Raw genomic sequence first — 21,896 nt, 5'->3', positions numbered from 1 at the left:
GAATCGTGGCCGACTCATGGAACGCAACCGGAAGGAGAGCCCATGCTCACCCTCACCGATAACGCCAGCACGATCGTGAAGACGCTGACCACCCAGGCGGTCGACTCTGCAGAGGGCGGCCTGCGCATCAGCAGTCCGGACCCGGCGACCTCGAGCTTCGCCGTGACCGTCGCCCCGGCCCCGGAGACCGCCGATCAGGTCATCGTGGACGGCGACGCCCGCGTGTTCGTGGACGAGAGCGCATCCGCTGCCCTGGACGACAAGGTGCTGGACGCCCAACTCGACGACCAGGGAGCCGTGCACTTCCAGCTCGGTCTGCAGTCGCCGGCCTGAGGCGTTCACTTCGCTTCGGCATCAACGCGGGCGCCTACGGGACTACGGTCCGTAGGCGCCCGCGTTATCCCCCTGAGTATGGGGAGTCGATGGCGGTCTGCACGCGAAGCCTCATAGCATCGTTGCCGTGAGTGAAGACGACGCGCAGCAGCACGGGCCGAACCAGGCGTCCGGTGCCGCCGCGCAGCCGGACCCACGGACGCTCGGACACGAGAACCTGTATTCGTCGGAGCGTGCGAAGGCGTTCATCGACGCGGTGGTGGCCATCGCGATGACGCTCCTCATCCTGCCGCTCATGGAGAGCGCCAGCGATCTGGGAAATGCGCCGAAGCAGCAGCAGCACGCCGCAGTGTGGTTGGACGAGAACAGCGGCGCGCTGTGGGCATTCGCGATCAGCTTCGCGATCATCGCCATGTTCTGGATCACACACCACCGGCTGTTCGCCCGCGTCGAGTTCGTGACGTCGCAGCTCATCTGGCTCAACATCGCGTGGCTGTTCTCCATCGTCTGGATGCCGGTCGCCACCGCGATCACGGGCGCGCTGGATTCGACGGACCAGGTGGCCGTCCTGATCTACATCGGCTCGATGGTCCTGACCAATCTGCTGACCCTCGTGCTCCGGTTCTATCTGCGGGCACATCCGCTGCTGCACACCATCACGCGGTACCACCAGCTTCGCGGCATCGCGTCGGATCTCGCCATGGCGATCCTGTTCGTCATCTCCCTGATCGTGGCTCTCACCGTGCCCGCGATCGGCTACTTCGCGCTGTTCCTGACGATGCTGACTGGTCCGTGTCAAGAGCTGCTGTCACGCATCCTCGGAGTCCCGAAGGAGAAGAAGGATCGGACCAAGCAGGAGCGCGCAGCGAAAGCAGACCCCGGGGCCTGAGCGCCAGCACGAGCAGGAACACGAGCACGAGCACGAGCACGAGCACGAGCACGAGCAACACGGCCTACGCCAGCAGGCCCCGATCCGCCGCCTTGCGCACGGCCTCGAGGCGCGAGGTGGCGCCGAGCTTGACGAAGATGCTGTTCGCGTGACGCTTCACGGTCGACTCGGTGATGCCGAGCTGCTCAGCGATCTGCTTGTTGGACTGCGCCAGGCTGATCAGGTGAAGCACCTCGTTCTCCCGGTCGGTGAGCGGCTCGGGCTGTGCGCTCACCGGACGCTTCGCACCCTGCGCCGGCGGCGTCGCCACGGCCTCGACCAGCGAGTCGATGAGCGCCGCCCCCGATGTGGACTTGCTCAAGAACGCCCGGGCGCCCGACCGCAGCAGCATGTCGCGCAGCGGCGCGTGATTGTGCATGGTCACGATGACCACCGCCGATCCCGGCGAGACGCGCTGAATCCTGCGCAGCGTGTGCTCGACGGGCGTGCCGTCCACCTCCACGTCGAGAATGACCAGCTCGGGGCGGTGCCGGCCCACCTCGTCGACACCATCGGCCGTCGTGGCGGCGGAGGCGACCACCTGGATGCGTCCGTCGTGTGCGAGCAGGTTGCCGAAGGCATCCAGGAACACGCGATGGTCGTCGATGAGCACGGCGCTGATCGGCGCCCGCGTTTCTGACGTCGGCGATCCCGACTCAGCCGCTGAGGATGTCGCTCCCCGCCCCGGCGTTCCCGATGTCGGCGCTCCTGACTTCTCAGTCGTTGGCATAGGGCACTTCCACGACGATCCGCGTACCATCGCCGGGCGTCGAGCCGAGGACGAAGGATGCCCCGATCAACTCCGAGCGTTCGCGCATCCCGACCAAGCCCATGGCTCCAGGGCGGATGCGCAACGGGCTGAAGCCGCGGCCATCATCCCACACGTCGACCGTCAGCTGGGCGGAGTCCCAGTTCAGGTGCACTCCCACCACGGATGCCTGTGCGTGCGCGAACGAGTTGCGCAGCGCCTCGCGGATGATGAGGAACACCTGATCCCGGGGTGTATCCCTGAGCATGCGCGGCTCGCCGGACTCGGAGACTTCGAACGCGATGTCGTGGATGCCCGCCTCGGCCAGGTAGAGCTCCACCGATTCCCGCAGGGAGCGCGACCCGGTGACCTGCCGCAGCTCCATGGCGATGGTCTGCGCTTCGCCGAGAGCCTGATGGAGGAGCTCGTGCGCGCCGACCCGAGTCGCCTCCGCGCCGTCCTCCTCGGGATGACTGTCGGCGAGGTCGAGCTTCATGAGCCCGGAGGCGAGCGTGTGCGCGACCCGGTCGTGCAGGTCGCGGGCGATGGACACCCGTTCCTCGCGCTGCACGGCCGTGATCCGATTGAGCAGCACGCCCACGTACGACAGCGCCGCCGAGGTGAGCAGGCGGAAGATCTGGTCGCTCAGCGCGACCGCGACCGCCTGCTGCGAGACGGAGTGACCGGCATCCTGGATGGCCTGGCGCACACTCGGCAAGGCCGCCGAGAAGAGCAGGCGTGCTGCCTGGAGGCTCTCCGCGGGATGCACGTGCTGCGCCGCGCGCGCCACGCCGACGTCGGTGCCGCGCTCGTCGGCCTCATCGGGGCTCGCGTCGACAGTGAACCCGAGCTGGGAGAAGGTCGCGCCGATGAGGAACCGCACCTGGTCGCGCAGACCCTCTTCGAGCTCGTCGTCCTCGAGAAGCGGACTCTCCGCCGCGATCAGGCCCTCGCGCATCCGGGTGTAGACGTGCTCGAGAACGACACCGAGGGCATCCCTGCTGATCCTCATGCCGTCACACTCCCCCGTGACTCTCGTGCGCGCCGCTCACGCCATCGCCACGATCACCAGATTGGCCGCCAGCTGACTCACCATGAACACCGCGTACATCATGCGTTTCGATCCCAGATCGCGTCCGCGGGCGGTCATCGCCAGCATGGCGGCGCCGGCGAGCACGAAACATCCGGCGACCAGGCGACCGGCGAGCGACGGGATCGCGAAGCCGGCTAGGCCGACGAGCACGCAGGCAGCGGAGACCAGCCAGGAGGCCGGACGCATGCCCACCATCACGGGCAGCGTGCGGCGGCCGGCCTCGCGGTCACCGACGATGTCGCCGAGGTCTTTCGTGTTGCCGGCCACAGACATCCACAGCGACAGCAGCACCGCGATCGCCAGTGTCTGCGGGCTGAGAATGCCGCCGGCCGCGTGGAGCCCCGCGGTGTACGTGAGGATGCCACCGAGCCCGATCACGAGAGCCGCCGACCACACGTGCTTGGTCGCGGCGAACCGGCCCGCGGAGTACCACCAGCCGATCAGCAGCGAGGCGATGACGGATGCCGTGAACCAGACCCCCAGCGTGGCGCCCAGCAGGATGCCCACTACGGCGAACCCGGCGCACCAGATCACCGCGATCCGCAGCGGCAGGCGCCCGCTCGCCAGCGGCCGTCGCGAACCGTTCAGCCTGTCGCCGGGCATGTCGGCGATGCCGTTGTAGAGGTAGACGGCGGCCGTGACGGCGGTCCATGAGAGCACGCCCACGACGACGACGAGCCAGGCGCGAGCATCCAGGGCGATCCAGCCGCCGGGAGCGCCGAGCGAGGCACCGGCGACGAACCGCAGCGCGAACATGACGAGCACGACGGGCCGGCATTCGGCGAACACGAGCGGCACCATGTGCCAGCCGAGCCGCGGGGCCGCATCGCCCGGGCGGGATTGCGCGCCGATCGTCACCCGACGATCTTTCCGCACGGCGGGCGGAGGCGCCAAGCGACCGTACCCCGGTGGTACGCCGTACTCCTGCCCAGCGCCACTCGTCCTCACGAGACATACCTCCTCGGCTGAGACAGGCCGCCAGGAGGTATGTCTCGGCCGAAGACGTATGTCTCACGAGGCGACGGACGCGCGACGGGAGCGGCGGCCCGCGTAGGCGACATCCCACAGTCGCCGCCACATCCCGCCGGTGCCGATATGGAGCCGCCCCATACATGACGTGCACCCGCGAGCGGCGACGCTATAGCCTGCGAACGGGGGCATCCGTCGGCCGCGTGCGGCGGCGAGCCCGCAGTCGACGACGACCGCGAGAGGACGTGAACAGGCGTGAACATCGTCGTGCTCATCAAAGAGGTGCCCGACACCTACGGCGACCGGGCACTATCTCTGGAGACCGGGCTGGCCGACCGCGAAGCGGTCGATGCGGTGCTCGACGAGGTGGACGAGCGGGCGCTGGAGGCGGTGCTGGCGTATGCGGACGAGCATCCACAGACGAACATCGTGCTCATGACGATGGCGCCCGAATCCGCGATGGCCACCGTGCGCAAGGCGCTCGCACTGGGGGCGTCGTCGGCCGTGCACATCAGCGACGAACTGCTGCTGGGCGCCGACCTCACTCTCACGGCGGAGGTGCTCGCCGCCGCGCTGAAGCGCACCGGGTTCGACCTCGTGATCGCCGGCGAGAAGTCCACCGACGGCTCCGCCGGCATGCTCCCGGCGATGCTCGCCGAGCTTCTGGATGCCCCGCAGCTCACGTCGCTCTCCGCCGTCACCATCGCCGACGACAGGGTCGCCGGTACCCGTTCCACGGAGTACGGAACGGCCACCGTGTCGGCGCCTCTGCCCGCCGTGGTCTCGCTCACCGAGGCGCTGCCCGCGGCGCGCATCGCCAGCTTCAAGGGCGTGATGGCGGCGAAGAAGAAGCCGGTCGAGACGCTCACCGCGGCCGACCTCGGCGTCGACGCCGAGCGCTACGACGTGCCGCGCTCCATCGTCGTCTCGGCCGCCGAGCGCCCGCCGCGGGCGGCCGGCGTGAAGATCGTCGACGAGGGCGACGCCGGCACCCAGCTCGCCGAGTACCTGATCGCCAACCGGCTCGCGTAGGAGAACGACATGACCGACTTCCCCGCCGACTCCGTGCTCGTCCTGCTCGAGGTCACGCCCGACGGCGCACTGGCCAAGACGAACGCCGGCCTGCTGGGCGCGGCCACCGGCATCGGCTCCCCGGTGGCACTGCTCGTCGCGCCCGCCGACAGCCACGCCACCCTGGCCCAGGGTGCGGCCGCCCTCGGCGCCGGCACAGTGCTCACCGCCGACGCCGACCCCGGCGCGCTCATCGTGCCGATCGTCGACGCGCTGGCCGCGGCATCCGAACTCGTGCACCCCGTCGCCGTTCTGGCTTCGCACTCCGTCGAGGGGCGGGATGCCGCTGCCCGCTTCGCCGCGCGCACCGGCGCCGCGGTGAGCGTCGACGCGGTCGCAGTGGAGCGTGACGACGAGGGCATCGTCGCGCACCACTCCGTCTTCGGTGGCGCCTACACCACGGTGTCCGCCGCCACGTTCGCTGCCCCGGTCGTCACGGTGCGCCAGGGCGCCGTGGATGCCCGAGCCGAGCCCGTCGCGACGCCGGCGGTCTCTGCGCTGCAGGTGCAGGCATCCGGTCGTCCCGCTGCCGCGGTGGAGTCGTTCGAGCCGCTCGAAGCCGCCTCGTCGCGCCCCGATCTGCGCGGCGCCGCCAAAGTCGTCTCCGGTGGGCGCGGGCTCGGGTCGGCAGACAAGTTCGCGCTCGTCGACCAACTCGCCGACGCGCTCGGCGCAGCCGTCGGCGCCTCCCGTGCCGCGGTCGACGCGGGGTACATCCCGCAGTCGCACCAAGTGGGCCAGACCGGGGTCTCCGTGTCGCCGCAGTTGTACGTGGCACTGGGCATCTCGGGCGCCATCCAGCACAAGGCCGGCATGCAGACGGCCAAGACCATCGTGGCGATCAACAAGGATGCCGACGCCCCCATCTTCGACATCGCCGACTTCGGCGTCGTGGGCGACGTGTTCACCGTCGTGCCGCAGCTGATCGCGGCGCTCGAGGCGAAGTCGAAGTGACGCCCGTGCCCGCCGGTTCACTTCGACGAGGGCTCCCCCGGTACCCCGGCGGCGAGCCGTGGCCGCCTGCGAATGCCGCCGGCGTCTCGCCAGTCGCGGCCAGCGCAGGCGAGATGGATGCCACGCCAGCGCCCTCCCCCGCGCCGCCTGCACCCGAGGCGGTCGGCGTCACAAGGAACACACTGGCTCCGCACGGGTCCGCGCCGGCGACGGAGGTCGGGCCCTCCGCCTCCGCTGCAACAGACGTCGCCGCAGGCGCTACGACCGTGAGCGCCGCCGTTGCAGGCGCCGCGACCGCGAGCGCCGCGACCGCCGGCGCTGCACCGCGGATCCGCCGCGGCCTCCCTCGGCGACCGGGAGCCGAACCTTGGCCGCCCATCGATGTGGGCGCTGCGTCATCCGCTGGTCCCCACGTGCCGGAAGCGGTCGTGGAGGATGTGGCGCCGCCGACTGCCGATGCAAGCACCGCGGCTTCCTCCTCTCCGACAGTGGCCGGGGCGGCGCCCGTAGCGGCAGCGCGCGAACACACCGCCGCGGTCGCCACGCCCGACCTCGCTCCCGCATCGGTCGCTACGGCAGACGTCGTCGACGTCACGCTGCGGCGCGGACTTCCCCGCCGTGCCGGAGCAGAAGCGTGGCCCCCTGTCGCGTCGGTCTCCGCGCCACAGGCTGCACCCGCACGACAACCCGTGGCCGCGGCCCCGGGAGAGCGCACGACCACGGAAGGCACCACGCCCGAGGCCAAGCCGGAGCGCACGACCGCTAAGCGAACGACCGCAGAACCCGCCGGAAGGGCGGCCGAGCATGCCGCAACCGCGCCCACGGCGGCGGCGAAATCTCCGGAGTCCGAAGCGACCGTCCCGACCCCTGCCGCACCGCCGGCCGTTCCCTCGGTGCCCGTCGTGCCCGCGGCCGACGTCGCTCCGCCGACCCGGGATGCGGGCCCAGTTTCCTCGGCGCCGCCCGCGGCGGGCGCGCCCACAGTCCCCGCGCAGCCGCCCACCCGCACGCACGCGCCTCGGCGCACACCGGCAACCGCCTCGCGACCAGCGGCGAAGTCGGCGACGAAGGCCACGGCATCCGCCACCGCACGCACGTTCGGACCCTACTCACCCGCGCAGTGGATCGGCGCCACGATCATCATCGGCGTCGCGTTGGCATGCCTCGCCCTGCTCCTGGTGGCGATCGTGCGCGGCGTGCTGTCGCTGCCGGCGTTGCAGGACTTCGTGAAGACGTACCCCGGTGACTCGCCGCTGCCGAAGAGCGCGCCCGTGGGCATCCCGGCGTGGCTCGGCTGGCAGCACTTCTGCAACGTGTTCCTGATGGTGCTGATCATCCGGTCGGGGATTCAGGTGAGGCAGCAGAAGCGACCGCCGGCGTACTGGACGTCGAAGAGGAATCCGCAGCACAAGGTCAGCATCACCGTGTGGCTGCACCAGGGCCTCGATCTGTTCTGGATGCTCAACGGCGTCGTCTTCGTCGTGCTCCTGTTCTCGACGGGCCAGTGGATGCGTATCGTCCCCACGTCGTGGGACGTCTTCCCGAACGCCGTGTCGGCGACGCTGCAATATCTGTCGATGAACTGGCCGACGGAAAACGGGTGGGTCGACTACAACGCGCTGCAGCAGCTGGCCTACTTCGCCACGGTGTTCCTCGCGGCGCCGCTGGCGGCCGCTACCGGCTTCCGCATGTCGGGGCTGTGGCCCTCGAAGGCTGCCCGGCTCGGCACGGCGTATCCGATCGAGTGGGCGCGGCGGCTGCACTTTCCGATCATGCTGTACTTCGTGGCGTTCATCATGGTGCACGTCACGCTCGTGTTCTCCACCGGAGCGCTGCGCAACCTGAACCACATGTATGCGGCGCGCGGATCAACCGACCCGAACGCATACACCGGCGACTGGACTGGCTTCTGGATGCTCGTGGCCTCGCTGATCGTGATCGCCGCAGCCTGGATCGCGGCCCGCCCCACTGTGATCGCACCGATAGCGCGAGTGTTCGGCACCGTCTCCAGCCGCTGACGTTCGGTGAATAGCTGACCTTCAGTGAATAACTGACGTTCAGTGAATAGCTGACCTTCAGTGAACCCGACCTCGAAACTCCGGAGAGTCCGTCGGCTTCATCAGACACCGGGTCGGCCATCGCCGTCACTATTTCAGGACGTACGGCGCCAGACCGCGGATATATGGATGTGACCCGATATGACCTGAAATAGTGACGGCGACACGACGTGACACGACGTCGTGAACGAGACGAGGTCGTGAACGACACGAGGTCGTGAACGAGACGAGATCGTGAACGAGACGAGGTCGTGAACGAGACGGGGTCGTGAACGAGACGGGACGGGCGGAGCCTCCGGCCCGCCTCGGTCGGACGACGAGGGCCGCCCCAGGGGATCCCCTGAGGCGGCCCTCGTACGGCCTTGTCCGTCTGCGCGTCAGCCCGGCCGCCGGTGCTACTGCTTCGGCTTGCCTGCCAACTGACGGCTGACGATGTCGCGCATGATCTCGTTGGTGCCGCCGTAGATGCGGTGCACGCGGGCATCCGCGAACGCCCGCGTGATGGGGTACTCCATCATGTAGCCGTAGCCGCCGTGCAACTGCACCCCGGTGTCGAGCACCTCCCACTCGCGTTCGGTCGCCCAGAACTTGACCTTCGCCGCCTCTTCCGCCGAGAGCTTGCCGTCCCGGTAGTGCAGCAGCGCGCGGTCGATGTACGCCCACATCGCATCCACGGTGGCGGCCATGTCGGCCAGCTTGAAGCGGGTGTTCTGGAAGTCGGCGATGCGATGGCCGAACGCCTCGCGCTCCTTCACGTAGTCCAGCGTCCACTCGAACGCCGCCTGAGCCGCACAGGCGCCGGCCACGCCGATCGAGAGCCGCTCGAGCGGCAGGTTCATCATGAGCTGCACGAATCCGCGGCCCTCGACCCCGCCCAGCAGGTTCTCCTCGGGCACGAAGACGTCGTTGAACGACAGCTCCGCCGTATCGTGCCCGTGAAAGCCGAGCTTGTCGAGCTTCTTGCTGTGCTCGAACCCCTCCATGCCGTCTTCCAGGATGACGATGCTGAAGGCATCCGGTCGGTTGCCCTCGCCCGTCTTCACGAACGTGACGACGATGTCGGCCGTCACACCGCTGGAGATGAACGTCTTCGCGCCGTTGATGACGTAGCCGCCCTCGACCCGCTTCGCTGTGGTGCGGATGCCACGCAGGTCGGACCCTGCACCCGGTTCCGTCATCGCGAGCGCACCGATCACCTCAGCGGTCGCCATGCGCGGCAGCCACTTCGCCTTCTGCTCGTCGGTCCCCATGTGCACGATGTAGGGAACGGCGAGGTCGTCCTGAATGCCGAGCGCGCTGGCGAGCGAGCCCGCCCCCGCGCGGATGATCTCTTCGCCCACCACGGCGCGAAAGCGGTAGTCCTGCAGCATTCCCGCGCCACCGAACTCCTCCGGCACCGACAGGCCGAGCAGTCCGGTCTCGGCCGCGGCCTTCATGGTGTCGCGGTCGACTTCGCCTGCGGCATCCCACCGCTGTATCGCCTCGTTCGTGACGTAGCGCTTGATGAACTCCTTCACCACGTCGCGGAACGCCTCGTGATCCTCGTCGTAAATGTCGCGCTCCATCGGCGGACCCCTCCTCACTCGGCGGGCGACCCTGCCCGACCGCGCGAGTCAGTGTACGGCCGGAAATCCGGCGGGTCACGACCGTTGGAGGTTCCGGATAGTCGGGGGCCGCGGAGGCGCCGTCGTGTTCGTGCGAGGCCTCCAGCGACGGGCGTTCGGCGGGTGGCGGCACGACGAACGGATGCCCGCGCCCGCCTCGTGACCCGCCGCGCCGCGCACCCCGCGCCGCGCACCCCGCTCAGCGCGTGCCGCTCGGTCGCCGCCGCCGTTCCATGCACGCTGCTCAGAGCTCCCCGTCACTCAGAGCTCCCCGTCACTCGGTGCACCTCCCTCGGCGCACCTCCCTCGGCGCACCTCCGCTCAACGCGCCGCCGCTCTGCAGGCGCCGATCAGCGTGCGCCGCTCAGTGTGCGCCGAGCCGCTCCTGCGAGTTCGCGAGATGCACGCGCATGGCGGCGCGCGCATCCTCGGCGTTGCGGCGGGCGATGGCCCGGTAGACGTTCTCGTGCTCGAGCGCTACCAGCGAGACGTGCGCTGCGGAGCTGCCATCGGCATCCGCCACCAACCGTTCACGCGGAGCGGCGATCGCCGAGCGTCCGAGCGAGTCGAGAAGTTGCAGAAAGTAGCGGTTGCCGGAGGCGAGGGCCACGCTGCGATGAAAGTCGAAGTCGGCGGAGACGGATGCTCCGGGCGAGCTGGTCTCGGACTGGAACCTCGTCAACGCGGCTTTGACCGCGGCGATCGCACGGGCATCCGCTCGGCGTGCCGCGACGCCCGCCGCCTCGGTCTCGAACCCGAGGCGCAGCTCGATCAGCTCCGCGAGTTCTGCAGGGGTACGCGCCTGGGACGCGTCGACGCTGAACGGCACCGTGCTCGGGCTGGTGAGTACGAAGGAGCCCCGCCCCTGCTGCGTTTCGACGAGCCCCCGCGCGTTCAGCCGCGACATCGCCTCGCGCACGACGGTGCGACTCACGCCGTAGGTATCCACCAGCACGCTCTCGGTGGGCAGCCTGTCGCCGGGCCGCAGTTCGCCGTTCTGGATGCTCTCGGCCAGCCTTCGCACGACCTGTTGCGTCAAGCCTTCGGGAGCGGATCGGTCGACGGCCCCGATGATCGGCGCGTTCGCCGCCAGCCCGGTCGCCCGACCGGCCGCCACCGATCGGGCCGCCGCCTCTTCCGCGGCGGACGGGACCGCCCCTCGGCCCGCAGCGGACCCGCCCCGGCCAGTTCTACTCTTCGTCGCCACCGGGACTTCACGCGGCCGTCGACGTCACTGCGTCGAGCTCGAATGAGTCGACGGTCCATCGCCGCGCCTGCTCGGAGAGCTCGATGCCGAGGCCGGGCCGATTCGGCACGAGCATGCGGCCGTCTCGCGTCTCGAGGCGTTGCGTGAAGAGCGGGTCGAGCCACTCGAAGTGCTCCGCCCAGGTCTCCGTCGGGTAGGCGGCGGCGAGGTGCAGATGGATCTGCATGGCGAAGTGTGGCGCCAGCGCGAGGCCGTGGTGGTGGGCGAGGGTCGCCAGCCGCAGGAACGGGGTGATGCCGCCGATGCGCGGCGCATCGGGTTGCAGGATGTCCACCGCGTCCGCGTCGATCAGGGTGCAGTGCTCGGCGACGCTGGTGAGCATCTCGCCGCTGGCGACCGGGGTGACCAGAGCGGCGGTGAGACGGGCGTGACCGGCGGCGTCGTAGGCATCCAGGGGCTCCTCGATCCACGTGAGGTCGAAATCCTCCAGCGCGCGACCCACGCGCATGGCCGTCGCGCGGTCCCACTGCTGGTTGGCGTCGACCATGAGCGGCACGTCGGCGCCGATCGCCTCGCGCACGGCGGCGACCCGGGCGAGGTCGCGCGCGGAGTCCGGATGCCCCACCTTGATCTTGATGCCGCCGATGCCGTTCTCGAGAGACTGAGTCGCATTCGCGGTGACCTCCTCAAGGGAGGAGTGCAAGAAGCCGCCGGAGGTGTTGTAGGTGCGCACCGAGTTGCGGTAGGCGCCGAGCAGCTTGGCGAGCGGGAGCGCGGCACGCTTCGCCTTGAGGTCCCAGAGCGCGATGTCGATCGCGGCGATGGCCTGCGTGGCGACGCCGGCGCGGCCGACGGAGGCACCCGCCCACAGGAGTTTGTCGTACACGCGGCCGATGTCGCTGGAGTCCTCACCGAGGAGCTCGTGCGCGATCTCTTTCAGGTGCGCGTACTGGGCGGGACCGCCGGCGCGCTTCGAATAGCTGAACCCGATGCCCTCCGCTCCATCGCGCGTGCGCAGCTCCACGAACAGCATGGCGACCTCGGTCATCGGACGCTGGCGCCCGGTGAAGACCTTGGCGTCGCTGATGGGCGTGGCCAGCGGAAGCGCAACGGATGAGACGCGGATCCACTCGATGGGGTCGACGGCGCCGACGGCGGCCTCATGATCGCCACCGAAGGGAAGCCGAGGGTTTTGCTGCGTGCTCACGAGTGCCTCTGAGATTCATATGATGACCGTGCAAGTCATCATATGGCATATCTCCGGCGTCGACCGCAAGCAGAGCTCGTAGCCGACCGCTCGTGCCGGGGCTGACCACCACGTGTCGCGCGTTCGGTCCCGAATGTCGTGGCGGGCGGGGCGGTGGGCTGCCGACTCACTCGGCGACGCGCGTCAAGTGCTTCATGACCTGCAGCCCGTGTGCAGACCCGCCGCCGGCACGCAGCGCGACGGCGACGAAGACCGCTTCGGCGATCTCCTCCTCGCTCGCCCCCTCTGCAGCCGCCGCCTTGGTATGCGCCTCGATGCAGTAGACGCACTGCGTCGTGAGAGTGACGGCGAGCGCCATGAGCTCCACATACTTGCGCGGGATCTGCATCCCGGGCCTTCGGAGGGCCGCCTCGTCGAACGCCATCAGTGCGGCGAACGCCTCCGGAGCCGCGCGCCTCAGATGGCGTGCGTACTGTCTGTCGCTGGGGTCGTGGTAGTGCCCGGTGTCGGTCATGCAGATGCTCCCTCCGCGGGGACTCGGATCCGGTGAAGCCCGGCATCGCCCTTCCCCGGACGAGGCGGTGCCGGGCTGTCGGTCGGCAGGCCGCGTCTCGTCAGTAGTAGACGCCGACGGCTTCCCCGGCCGCCTTCGAGTTCAGCCAGGCGATCGAGTCCCGGTATCCCCACCAGTAGAAGAGTGCCGAGGCGACGGCGACCAAGATCGAGTCCCAGGGCGCCTTGATCAGGTCCGCCCCGCCGAAGGATCCGACGCCGGACGCCACCAGGATGAACAGCATGTAGGCCACGAACCACGCACCGCGCAGAAGGAGCTTCGGCGTGAAGACGACGCGGTCGCGCATCATCACGAAGACGGCGATTGGGATAGCGATGACGAACAGCAGGATCGACAGCCACACCTGCGACCAGCCCGACCAGTAGAGGATCAGACCGGAGATCACGAAGGAGAGCGGAGCGACGACGCCCATTCCCTTCTTCATCCACGGGCGCGCCTTCAGTCGAGGGTCCTTGGAGTTCACGCCCGCCGCCACGGCGATGACCGCGTAGCCCACCGCGAAGAAGAATCCGAGCGAGGCGACGAGCCCCTGCCACGACTGGAAGACGAACAGGAAGATGAGCGAGATGACCAGGTTGACGACCAGCGCGTTGGCCGGGATGCCCGTGCGCACGTTCACTTTCGCCACCCACTTCGGCAGCAGCCTGGCCTGCGCGATGCCATAGGTTCCGCGAGCGCCGGTCCCGAGGCCGAGCAACAGACTGCCGGATGGCGAGACCACCGCGTCGACGAGGAGCAACTGCGTGAGCCACGCGAGGTTGAGCAGACCGGCGAGCTGAGCGAACGGCGAGTCGAAGTTCAGCCCGTGCCAGCCGCCTTTGGCGAGGAGGTCGCTCGGAACGGTCCAGATGTAGGACGACTGCAGAAGGATGTAGACCACGAACGCGGCACCGAAGCCGACGAACGTTCCGAGAGGGATGTTGCGACGCGGGTTCTTCGCCTCGCCGGCCATGACCGCGGGGGTCTGGATGCCGCCGAACGAGTAGATCAGACCCGCGCCGATCACCGCGGTGAGCACGCCGCCCGCACCGTATGGCGCGAAGCCGCCGCCGGTCTGCACGTTCGATGCGTCGAAGCCGGAAGCGAAGAGCAAGGCGATCGTCAGCAGGGGAACGACCACTTTGAAGATCGTGATGACGTTGCTGATGCGCGTCATCAGCAGCACGCCGAACCAGTTCAGAGCGGTGAAGAACACGAGCACGAGCGCGGCCATGATCAGACCGAGCATGCTCAGCTTGCCCTGCGAGACCAGCGCGGGCCACCAGTTGCTGGCGTACTGCAACAGCCCGGATGCCTCGCTCGGCGTTCCGAACGCGGTCTGCATCAGCAGCACCCAGCCCGTCATGATGCCCATGAAGGGGCCGGAGAGCATCGAGGGCCAGCGAGTGTTCCCACCCGCGATCGGACGAGTGACGCCGAGCTCGATGAAGGTGAGGCCGACCAGCGTGGTCGCGATCGCGGCGATGATCCAGGAGCCGAGCGCGGCCGGTCCCGCCATCCCCGCCGCGTAGTACGCCGCGAACAGCCAGCCCGAGCCGACCATGCCGGTGAAGGTGAGCGCGGCGAGTGTGAACCACCCGATGCGTCGTTTGAAGTGGCGGTCTTGCTCGTCGATGAGCGCCGCGGAGATGGTGCTGGTCGTGACGCCGCCTGTCGGCGGCTTCGTCTGTTGCTGGGTCATGAAAGCTCCATTGCATTCAGTGCCGAGCGGGAAGGTCGGCCGCAGTCTCAACAGGATGTTGTGTGCCGAAGCGCTGAGCGATGAACCGGTGCCGAACTTCAACAACAGTTGGAAGTTTTGCCACGTTTAGTGGTCGTTGTCAAATTTTAGTTGAATATCTCCACGGCGTGTGTACATTGGAATCGTCGACCACGCCGCACGGATCCCCCGCGCCCCAGCCGCATGCATCCGTGACGCTCAACAACGGAGAACGAGGACCATGACTTCATCACGCGCCGCACGCTCTGTCGATGCGGTTCGGGCCACGCATCCCACCTCCGATAGGACCAGCCACGCTGCGAACGAGCTCGTGGAGCCGCCGTATCAGCCGACCATCGACGGGGAACGTCTCATCGCGGTCTTCTCCTCGCTCGTCGAACCACTGGGGCGCTCCCTTCCTTCCTCGACCGAAGTGGTCCTGCACGATCTGAGCAAGCTGCCCGACTCGATCGTCGCCATCCACGGCACGGTCACCGGCCGTCGCGTCGGCGACCCGGCGACCGACTACCTGCTCGAGAAGATCGAGAAGCTCACCGACGACAATGCGGTCGGATACGAGACGCACCTGCCGGACGGCCGGCGCATCCGGTCCTCGACCATGATCATCCGGGACATCTCCGGTCAGCCGGTCGCGGCGCTGTGCCTCAACTCGGACCTCTCGGTGTGGGAATCAGTTCAGAGCGTGGTCACCTCGATGCTCGGAATCGCCGTTCCGACGAATGCGCCCCGCCCACTTGTGCCCGCGATCGCGTCTCAACAGGACGACGATCCCGAGTTGTTCGCGACCGACGTCGATCAGCTCGCGGCTCACCTCATCAAACGAGCTGTGGCCACGATCGATGTTCCGGTCGAACTCATGCAGAAGAAGCACAAGGTCGCTGTTGTACGCGACCTCAAGGACCGCGGGATGTTCCACCTTCGTGACGCCGTCGACATGGTCGCGGCGAGCCTGGGGGTGACGCGGTTCACCATCTACAACTACCTGAACGAAATCGGCGATGACGAGGACACCGATCCCGCCGACGAGACCACGAGAGACAAGGAATCCCTATGAGCACGGCAACTGAACTCGACCAGATCTCTATGGATCGCCTCCGCGAGATCGGCAGCCTCAAGTGGACGGCGTTCCCGGGAACGATCGGTGCGTTCGTCGCGGAGATGGACTTCGGCAACTCTCCCGCGATCAAGTCGGTGCTGCACCGCGCGATCGACGACGGGCTCTTCGGATACCTGCCCGGCAGCCTGTCGACGGCGATGTCCGAGGCGTGCGCCCGGTGGGAGAAGGATCGCTACGGCTGGGAAGTCCCCGCCGAGTGGATACGCCCCCTGCCCGACGTGTTGGCGGGACTGGAAGCGACGATCCTGCACTTCACCCGTCCCGGCTCGAAGGTCGTGCTGCCGACGCCGGCGTACATGCCGTTCTTGAGCATTCCGCCCGCGCTCGGCAGGGAGATCGTCCAGGTACCGATGCTGTGCGAGGACGGCCGGTATCTCTTCGATCTGGACGGCATCGACCGGGCGTTCGCCGACGGCGGCGGTCTGCTCATCCTCTGCAACCCGTACAACCCGCTCGGACGGGTATTCACCCGCGAGGAGCTCGACGCGGTCAGCGAGATCGTCGCACGGCACGATGCGCGGGTCTTCTCGGACGAGATCCACGCTCCACTCGTCTATGCCCCTCACCAGCACGTCCCCTACGCCAGCGTCAACGACGCCGCGGCGTCGCACACCATCACGGCGACGAGCGCGTCGAAGGCGTGGAACCTCCCCGGTCTCAAGACGGCTCAGCTCATCCTGTCGAACGACGTCGACGCAGAGGAGTGGAAGCGAGTGGGGGTCATGACCGAGCACGGCGCCAGCAACCTCGGCGTCCTCGCCAACACAGCTGCTTACAACGACAGCCGGGACTGGCTCGACGACACCGTCTCCTATCTCGACGGAAACCGCGCCCTTCTGGGCGACCTGCTCGCCGAGCAGATCCCCGAGATCGGATACTCCGCCCCCGAGGGTACGTACATCGCATGGTTGGATGCCCGCGGCCTCGGCATCGAGGGATCGCCCGCCGAATTCTTCCGCGAGCGAGCCGGCGTCGCCCTCACCGACGGTGTCGCCTGCGGTGAGGCAGGCGAGGGCTTCGTGCGCTTCATCTTCGCGACCTCGCGCCCGATCATCGAGCAGTCCGTGCGGCAGATGGCCGACGCGCTCCGGCGCCGGTGAGCGACGCGACGCGCGCCGCCGCGCATCACGAGCCTGATCTCGGGCGCGGGAACCGGGCGCGTCTCGTCATCGCACAGCTGCTGTGCGGTGTCGGGATCGCGTCGGGCGTCGCGGTGGGCGGCATCCTCGCCGAGCACCTGTCCGGCATGATGGGCGTGGCCGGCTTCGCACAGACGGCATCCGTCGTGGGCGCGGGCATCATGGCGATCCCGCTGGCGCGCCTGGCGACTCGCTGGGGACGCCGCTGGTCGCTCACGATGGGGTTCGCCACGGCCATGATCGGTGCCGCCCTGATCCTCGTCGCCGTCGCGAGCATGCAGTTCTGGCTCTACATGATCGCCATGCTGCTGTTCGGCTCCGGCACCGCCACGAACCTTCAGTCGCGCTACGCCGCGATGGAGTTCTCCAGGCCCGGCGCCGAGGCCCGCTCGATGTCCATTGTGCTCTGGGCCACGACGATCGGATCGATCGCCGGGCCGAACCTCTCCGGTCCGGGATCCGACATCGGCAAGGCGCTCGGGATCGACCCGATGGGCGGCCCCTACCTGTTCTCGCTCCTCGGCTTTCTCTTCGCCGCCCTCGTGGTGTGTACGATCCGTCCCCTTGCGAAATCGTCCCAGTCGCGTGTCGCGACCGATGCGGGCGCGGGCGGAGACGGTGCTCCGTCCCACGACACCGCGTTGGAGGCTGGGAAGGCATCGCGCGACGTGGTTGGGCGAGCCGACGCGGAGCATCCGCGTCTGGGCACTTTCGCGGCGCTCCGCCGGGCCGCCGGCCACCCTCGGGCCCTGTTCGCGCTGGCCTGCGTCATCGGCAGCCAGATGATGATGACGTCGGTGATGGTCATGACGCCGGTGAGCATGAACAACGACGGCATGTCGCTCGAGATCGTCGGCATCGTGATCAGCGTGCACATCATCGGCATGTATGCGGCCAGTCCCGTGTTCGGATGGCTCGCGGACCGTCTTGGGCCGGCGCGTGTGGCCTGGATGGGCGTCGGGATATTCCTGGTGTCGTTCCTGCTCGGCGGATGGGACGCCACCCTCGGCAACGGGGCGATGCCGCCGCTGACGATCGCCCTGTTCTGCCTCGGCCTCGGGTGGTCGGCGTGCCTGATCGGAGGTTCCGCGCTCCTCGTGGAGTCCGTCTCCGAGCGCGTGCGCGTACCGCTTCAGGGCGCCAGCGACTCGCTGATGAACTTCGGCGCCGCCGCACTCGGTGCCCTGGCCGGCCCGGTTCTCGCGTTCGGAGGCTTCTTCGCCGTCAACCTGATGGCGTTCCTGGTGCTCGCGGTGCTGGCTGCGCTCGGCGTGCGCGCCTGGCTGAACCGACGCGGCGCGGCGCAGGTCGACTCGCCGATGCCGCGGGAGTTCAGCTCGCGGTAGCCGAGACGAGTTCCCGAGATGGGACTGATGCTGCCCTGCGCACGTTCGGCACGCACCGAACACGGATTCGTCATCCATGGATCGTCAGGTCCTGGATAAGCCAGCTGGCCCTCTGCACGCTGAGGACTGATCCCACGAACCGCAGAAGGAGCAGCGCGCCATGCCACGCAGACCGATCGACATCTCCGTCCCTCACCTCACCGGCCGGCGTGTGGTGCTCACCGGAGGCAGCGACGGCATGGGCCTCATCATGGCTGCTCGTCTCGCCGCCGCCGGGGCTGAGCTGATTCTCCCGGTACGCAACATGCGCAAGGGCGAGGCCGCGATCGCGACCATCGCCGAGAGCGCCCCGCACGCGAGGGCGTCGCTTCGCGCACTCGACCTCGCCTCTCTGGACTCGGTCGCCGAGCTCGCAGACATCCTGCTCGGAGAGGGCGAGCCGATCCACGTGTTCATCGGCAATGCCGGCGTCATGACTCCGCCCGAGCGCCAGACCACGGCGGATGGGTTCGAGCTGCAGTTCGGCACCAATCACCTGGGCCATGCCGCCCTCATCGCACACCTCATGCCGCTGCTGCGCGACGGGCATGCCCGCGTCACGCTGCAGATCAGCATCGCCGCCAATCAGGGCGCGGTGAACTGGGATGACCCGAATTGGCAGCGTTCGTATGACGGCATGAGCGCGTACCGCCATTCCAAGATCGCCTACGGTCTTTTCGGCCTCGAGCTCGATCGTCGCAGCAAGGCCCACGGCTGGGGCATCAGCGCCAACCTCGCCCATCCCGGCGTTGCACCCACGAACCTCCTTGCAGCCCGACCCGAGATCGGCCGCACCGAGGCGGTCCGCTTCCGCAGAATGATCACAGCTCTCTCCCGCATGGGCATCATGGGCACCGTCGCCAGCGCCGGTCTCCCCGCCCTCATGGCCGCCACCACGCCCGGTGACCAGGGCGGCAGGTTCTTCGGGCCCACGGGGATCGGCGGCGTCGGCGGACGTCCGGGCGAGCAGAAGCTGTACTCCCGACTCCGCAGCCCCGAAGACGCGCGACGCATGTGGGACCTCACGCAACGACTGACCGACGTCCCATTCCCGACGGCGTGAGCCTGAAGGACGAGCCCGATCGAGCGGGAGCGACGAACGCTCCGTCGGCTCTGTTTCAGTCCCCACGAACCCCTCGGACCCGTCGTCTTCGACAGCGACCTTACGGTCGACGAGGGAAGCTGGTCTCGTACCGGATTGGCGGGACGCTCATGACACGCCCGAACCCGTCCACTCTTTCTGGCCGATAAGCCCCGAACCCATCCACTCTTTCTGGCCGATAAGCCCCTGATGAGATGCCAGACTCAAACGAAAACGGCCCGCTTTCGCGGGCCGTTTTCTACTGTCTCAACACAGTGTGCGCCATGAGGGATTCGAACCCCCAACCTTCTGATCCGTAGGCAGTGGTTACGGCCCACATTTGCCAATAGATCAAAGGGCGATCGTGGAGCCGTGCACACATTGGTGCACACATACTGAGGCTCCGCATGCGCTGTCAATCATCGGTTGCCAGCCCGCAGAGCTCGGCCTGACGTCGAGAGCAGCCTACGAGGCTCAGGCCCTTAGTAGGTGCTCCGGTCGTGTCGGTAGTTGCTGGACGAAGCGCTCAAGATCAGTCACTAGATACAGCGGTTTCGTGCCGGAGAAGTGAGGCGTGACATCACCCAGACGCACATGCTGACGCAACCGGGTTGGCGACATCCCCAGCGCCTCCGCAGCGGTGTTGTGGTCCATTGCCACCACCGCGGTCGGTCGCGCGGTGTCAGCTGAGGTCCGCGTGCTCATCAGATGCCTCCGGCGAGCCGAGACCACGGCGGCATGCGGTGTCGTGTCGGGATCACCTGCATGCCGGGTTCGTCCTTCAGCTCGATGTAACTGCCATCCAGCGCTCGAGCGCTTTGTCGCACCACCTCTGCCAGCGGCGAGTCCGTGGCAGTCATAACCGTCCACCCCTCATCCACCATCCACAGCGCGATCTCCAACGCTCGCACCTTCTCCGCGCTTGTGAGCACCTGAAGATCCGTCGACAGCAGCACCACGGTATGCGCACCGTCCTTGGTAACAAGGTTCACCAGCTCCGCCTTCATAACCTCCGCCCCTTTCACCAGTTGCTGATCGTTTTTGTTTGCCTTCCGGCGGAGAGATCAGTGGTGAGTGGAGGGGTGTGCAGTGCCGGGACCGTGGAATACCGGACGAAGCGGTAGCGCAGGAGGATATGCCGCGAAAGCCCGGAACGGAACGCCCCGGAAACGAACTACGATCGCGCAGCGGAAAGGCAAACAAGCCCCAGAAGACACAGCGCCGCCCTCCGTGGCGGCACTTCGGGCGGTCCGAGGCCATTCGCGTAACTGTCGGCGCCGCGAGATCCGCACCCTCATGGACGCACTAACGAGGCCGCCTGCCTCGTTAGAGTTCCCGGGATTCGCTTGCGCGCTCGTGCAATGCTTGAAGCATGTGGGAGGAGCAGTGGGGAATCACAGGGATCGGCTACGAGGGTCAGTCCGTCGAGACTTTCGTGTTGAGCCTCGAGCGCTGGCAAGTCAAAACGTTGTTCGATGTCCGGCTCAACCCGCTTTCACGGAAACCCGGCTTCTCGAAGAACGCAATGCGCTCTGCTCTTGAAGAGCACGGGATCGAATACGTCCACCTTCCGGCTCTTGGGAACCCGAAGGACAACCGCGACGGCTACGGCGAGCTCGGTACCGAGACTGCTAACGCGGCGCGCGGAACCTTCAAGCTGCGGCTGAATGACGAGACCGCGCAAGAAGCGCTTGACATGATCGTCACGGCGGCGGAGCGCATGCGTGTCGTCGTGATGTGCTTCGAGGGCAACACCCACAACTGCCACCGCGAGCAGGTGCTCGAGGAGGTGGAGTGCCGCTTGCGTGCGCTCGTCAGCGCCTAGAGGCTGTCGAAGTCAAGCACCGAGCCATAGTCGGAGGCGACAGGCGGGTAGTAGAAGCCAAGGATCGAGAAGCTCGTGCGCTTGATCATGTCGTGCATGTTGCCTACATAGAAGTACACGCGGTTCTTTGGCCCGCAGATCTCGTCCTGAAACCTAGCCGTGATCTTCTCGATTGCGATGTCGTCGGCGTCACTTCTCAGGCGGCGCTGGAAGACCGTGAACTCCCAGTCGAGGATTGTCTGAGTGTGGCCCCTGCACGTTGGAGTGTCACAGAACCAGGTGATCTGGCCAGCGAAGCGGGGCCGCTCGAGCGGCGGTGGCGGGATCTCACCGAAGATCGGTATCTGTTGCTGGGCATTCTGAATCTTCGCCCACTCGGCATCCGTCCAATCCCGATCGACGCTGACCTTCATTGACCTAAGCTTCCGGACTCGCACCAGCCCGAGCGACGGGCCGTTTTTGTCCTTCTTGATGCCCTCGTTGAGCTCGCACATCGTCGGCCCGATGAGCTGCTCGACGATCTTCCCGCGGCTCTCCCAGCCCTCGATTACCCTCCCAGCCGGGTTGATCGATGCATGGACCACCCGATGACTCTCAATGCGTTTGTCGTTAGTCGGCGCGATCAGGTCGGCTTCGATCACCTGGTACTTGTGAAAGCGCTGCGCCTCGGAGAACCAGCGCATCGGAACTGGGTACAGACGCACCCACTCGATCGGCATGCTGTCGACTCGGATGCCTGCCACACACGTTGTGTCACCGTACTGCGTGGACGGCTCAGGCGATGCAGTGACGGTCACTAAGACGCGGGCATGCTCCTGCTGAACCACAGCTCTCTCCTTGTTAGGCAAGCGTTCCTCATCTTGCCGCCGGGCAAGGATATGCCG

The 21,896-nt window shown here is 67.6% G+C and carries 20 protein-coding genes; 10 read left to right on the top strand and 10 right to left on the bottom strand.

Features of this window, described 5'->3' with window-relative positions:
* Window positions 1–42: 42 nt before the first annotated feature.
* Window positions 43–333, top strand: coding sequence for a (Fe-S)-cluster assembly protein (locus H623_RS0106625; RefSeq protein WP_022900158.1), 291 nt, complete (start codon window positions 43–45; stop codon window positions 331–333).
* A gap of 127 nt (window positions 334–460) precedes the next feature.
* A complete protein-coding gene (locus H623_RS18295) occupies window positions 461–1,222 on the top strand; it encodes a TMEM175 family protein (RefSeq protein WP_022900157.1) in 762 nt (253 codons plus the stop codon).
* Between the two features lie 64 nt (window positions 1,223–1,286).
* Here H623_RS18295 and H623_RS0106615 read toward each other — a convergent pair whose 3' ends face one another.
* Genes H623_RS0106615 through H623_RS0106605 form a run of 3 tightly spaced genes read right to left on the bottom strand, consistent with a single transcriptional unit; the run spans window position 1,287 to window position 3,960 of the window.
* Window positions 1,287–1,991 (bottom strand): LuxR C-terminal-related transcriptional regulator, encoded by a 705-nt coding sequence (locus H623_RS0106615; RefSeq protein WP_169514899.1) that lies wholly within the window; start codon window positions 1,989–1,991, stop codon window positions 1,287–1,289.
* Window positions 1,978–3,021, bottom strand: coding sequence for a sensor histidine kinase (locus H623_RS0106610; RefSeq protein WP_022900155.1), 1,044 nt, complete (start codon window positions 3,019–3,021; stop codon window positions 1,978–1,980). The genes H623_RS0106615 and H623_RS0106610 overlap by 14 nt, the downstream gene beginning before the upstream one ends.
* 36 nt (window positions 3,022–3,057) lie before the next feature.
* Window positions 3,058–3,960 (bottom strand): UbiA prenyltransferase family protein, encoded by a 903-nt coding sequence (locus H623_RS0106605; protein ID WP_022900154.1) that lies wholly within the window; start codon window positions 3,958–3,960, stop codon window positions 3,058–3,060.
* 366 nt (window positions 3,961–4,326) lie between these two features.
* Between H623_RS0106605 and H623_RS0106600 the strand changes: the two genes are divergently transcribed.
* The 3 genes from H623_RS0106600 (at window position 4,327) to H623_RS18290 (ending at window position 8,114) form a co-directional block, all read left to right on the top strand.
* Window positions 4,327–5,103 (top strand): electron transfer flavoprotein subunit beta/FixA family protein, encoded by a 777-nt coding sequence (locus H623_RS0106600; protein WP_022900153.1) that lies wholly within the window; start codon window positions 4,327–4,329, stop codon window positions 5,101–5,103.
* 9 nt (window positions 5,104–5,112) lie between these two features.
* Window positions 5,113–6,096, top strand: coding sequence for an electron transfer flavoprotein subunit alpha/FixB family protein (locus H623_RS0106595; protein WP_022900152.1), 984 nt, complete (start codon window positions 5,113–5,115; stop codon window positions 6,094–6,096).
* A 413-nt stretch (window positions 6,097–6,509) separates the two neighbouring features.
* Window positions 6,510–8,114 carry a cytochrome b/b6 domain-containing protein gene (locus H623_RS18290; protein ID WP_245558923.1) on the top strand — a complete coding sequence of 535 codons (1,605 nt, stop codon included), beginning with the start codon at window positions 6,510–6,512 and terminating at the stop codon, window positions 8,112–8,114.
* 434 nt (window positions 8,115–8,548) lie between these two features.
* Here the strand turns inward: H623_RS18290 and H623_RS0106585 are convergent, their stop codons facing one another.
* The 5 genes from H623_RS0106585 to H623_RS0106565 form a co-directional block, all read right to left on the bottom strand.
* A complete protein-coding gene (locus H623_RS0106585; RefSeq protein ID WP_022900150.1) occupies window positions 8,549–9,718 on the bottom strand; it encodes an acyl-CoA dehydrogenase family protein in 1,170 nt (389 codons plus the stop codon).
* Window positions 9,719–10,121: 403 nt separating this feature from the next.
* On the bottom strand, window positions 10,122–10,874 hold the full coding sequence (locus H623_RS0106580; protein WP_022900149.1) for a FadR/GntR family transcriptional regulator: 753 nt from the start codon (window positions 10,872–10,874) through the stop codon (window positions 10,122–10,124).
* A gap of 97 nt (window positions 10,875–10,971) precedes the next feature.
* Window positions 10,972–12,099, bottom strand: coding sequence for an L-talarate/galactarate dehydratase (locus tag H623_RS0106575; protein ID WP_026940011.1), 1,128 nt, complete (start codon window positions 12,097–12,099; stop codon window positions 10,972–10,974).
* 238 nt (window positions 12,100–12,337) lie between these two features.
* Window positions 12,338–12,685 carry a carboxymuconolactone decarboxylase family protein gene (locus H623_RS0106570; protein WP_022900147.1) on the bottom strand — a complete coding sequence of 116 codons (348 nt, stop codon included), beginning with the start codon at window positions 12,683–12,685 and terminating at the stop codon, window positions 12,338–12,340.
* A 100-nt stretch (window positions 12,686–12,785) separates the two neighbouring features.
* Window positions 12,786–14,426 (bottom strand): APC family permease, encoded by a 1,641-nt coding sequence (locus H623_RS0106565; RefSeq protein ID WP_022900146.1) that lies wholly within the window; start codon window positions 14,424–14,426, stop codon window positions 12,786–12,788.
* A 259-nt stretch (window positions 14,427–14,685) separates the two neighbouring features.
* Here H623_RS0106565 and H623_RS0106560 point away from each other — a divergent pair, with 259 nt between their 5' ends.
* From H623_RS0106560 to H623_RS0106545, 4 genes are all read left to right on the top strand, one after another.
* The gene (locus tag H623_RS0106560; RefSeq protein ID WP_084485694.1) at window positions 14,686–15,519 is read left to right on the top strand and encodes a helix-turn-helix transcriptional regulator; all 834 of its coding nucleotides are present in this window, start codon (window positions 14,686–14,688) and stop codon (window positions 15,517–15,519) included.
* The gene (locus H623_RS0106555; protein ID WP_022900144.1) at window positions 15,516–16,682 is read left to right on the top strand and encodes a MalY/PatB family protein; all 1,167 of its coding nucleotides are present in this window, start codon (window positions 15,516–15,518) and stop codon (window positions 16,680–16,682) included. The genes H623_RS0106560 and H623_RS0106555 overlap by 4 nt, the downstream gene beginning before the upstream one ends.
* Window positions 16,679–18,067 (top strand): MFS transporter, encoded by a 1,389-nt coding sequence (locus H623_RS18285; protein WP_022900143.1) that lies wholly within the window; start codon window positions 16,679–16,681, stop codon window positions 18,065–18,067. The genes H623_RS0106555 and H623_RS18285 overlap by 4 nt, the downstream gene beginning before the upstream one ends.
* A gap of 160 nt (window positions 18,068–18,227) precedes the next feature.
* Window positions 18,228–19,169, top strand: a complete 942-nt coding sequence (locus H623_RS0106545; protein WP_022900142.1) for an SDR family oxidoreductase — start codon at window positions 18,228–18,230, stop codon at window positions 19,167–19,169.
* 722 nt (window positions 19,170–19,891) lie between these two features.
* Here H623_RS0106545 and H623_RS0106540 read toward each other — a convergent pair.
* On the bottom strand, window positions 19,892–20,194 hold the full coding sequence (locus H623_RS0106540) for a hypothetical protein (RefSeq protein ID WP_022900141.1): 303 nt from the start codon (window positions 20,192–20,194) through the stop codon (window positions 19,892–19,894).
* A 365-nt stretch (window positions 20,195–20,559) separates the two neighbouring features.
* Here H623_RS0106540 and H623_RS18280 point away from each other — a divergent pair, with 365 nt between their 5' ends.
* Window positions 20,560–21,012 carry a DUF488 domain-containing protein gene (locus tag H623_RS18280; RefSeq protein ID WP_022900140.1) on the top strand — a complete coding sequence of 151 codons (453 nt, stop codon included), beginning with the start codon at window positions 20,560–20,562 and terminating at the stop codon, window positions 21,010–21,012.
* Here H623_RS18280 and H623_RS0106530 read toward each other — a convergent pair.
* Window positions 21,009–21,839 carry a hypothetical protein gene (locus H623_RS0106530; protein WP_022900139.1) on the bottom strand — a complete coding sequence of 277 codons (831 nt, stop codon included), beginning with the start codon at window positions 21,837–21,839 and terminating at the stop codon, window positions 21,009–21,011. The two genes, H623_RS18280 and H623_RS0106530, sit on opposite strands and share 4 nt — an antisense overlap.
* Window positions 21,840–21,896 lie beyond the last annotated feature (57 nt).

The organism is Humibacter albus DSM 18994 (assembly GCF_000421825.1).
Lineage (GTDB): Bacteria > Actinomycetota > Actinomycetes > Actinomycetales > Microbacteriaceae > Humibacter > Humibacter albus.
The sequence above is the reverse complement of the archived record's forward strand: the minus strand, read 5'-3'. Positions and strand labels throughout refer to the sequence as shown.